At 65.9% G+C, this 364-nt stretch carries 1 pseudogene; it reads left to right on the top strand.

What is annotated here, in order from left to right:
* Positions 1 to 364, top strand: a pseudogene (locus tag EPK99_RS25180) (methyl-accepting chemotaxis protein); the annotation flags it as partial.

Genomic DNA, 364 nt, shown 5'->3' with positions numbered 1-364 from the left:
ACCTTCCAGCTCGCACAGCCCTTCGCGCCGGACTTCGAAAGCCTTCGGGAAGACTTCAACCTGGCGATCGAGCAGCTGCGCGGCACGCTGAACACGGTTGCCGAAAGCGGCGCCTCCATCGACAGCGGTGCCCGCGAAGTCAGCAGCAGCGCCGACGATCTCTCCAAGCGCACCGAACAGCAGGCAGCATCCCTCGAAGAGACCGCCGCTGCCCTCGACCAGATCACCGCGAACGTCTCCAACTCCTCCAAGCGTGCCGACGAGGCGCGGGCGGTGGCGATCCAGGCCAATGAAAGCGCCCGCCATTCCGGTCAGGTCGTGGCCAGCGCCGTCGGTGCGATGGGCAAGATCGAGCAATCGTCGA

This window comes from Neorhizobium lilium (assembly GCF_004053875.1).
In the GTDB taxonomy this organism is placed as follows: Bacteria; Pseudomonadota; Alphaproteobacteria; order Rhizobiales; family Rhizobiaceae; genus Neorhizobium; species Neorhizobium lilii.
The sequence above is the reverse complement of the archived record's forward strand: the minus strand, read 5'-3'. Positions and strand labels throughout refer to the sequence as shown.